This is a genomic window from Paraburkholderia sp. LEh10 (assembly GCF_017814945.1).
GTDB lineage: Bacteria > Pseudomonadota > Gammaproteobacteria > Burkholderiales > Burkholderiaceae > Paraburkholderia.
In genome coordinates this window covers 1-314 of sequence record NZ_JAGIPX010000282.1, presented here as the reverse complement: position 1 = coordinate 314, position 314 = coordinate 1, and the positions used below count along the sequence as shown (strand labels likewise).

Sequence of the window (314 nt, the reverse complement as noted above, 5' to 3'; positions counted from 1 at the left end):
TTCGGCATGAACGTCGCCGTCTTGCCGTACGTGTGCGCGACGTTGTGGATGATGTACTTCAGTTGCTGCGTCCAGTCAGCGCGCTGCACCAGCGTCGAGAACTTCGTGCCGATTTCGTTCTGGCCCTGGCCAGCCACTTCGTGGTGGTGAACTTCAACGGGAATGCCGATCTGTTCGAGCAGCAGACACATTTCCGAGCGGATGTCCTGGAACGTGTCGACGGGCGCGACCGGGAAGTAGCCGCCCTTCGTGCCCGGACGGTGACCCGTGTTGCCGCCTTCGAATTCCTTGCCCGACGACCACGGTGCTTCTTC

At 61.1% G+C, this 314-nt stretch carries 1 pseudogene; it reads right to left on the bottom strand.

The features are described 5' to 3' along the window. A pseudogene (gene glnA / locus J8I87_RS44300) lies at positions 1-314 on the bottom strand (glutamine synthetase); the annotation flags it as partial.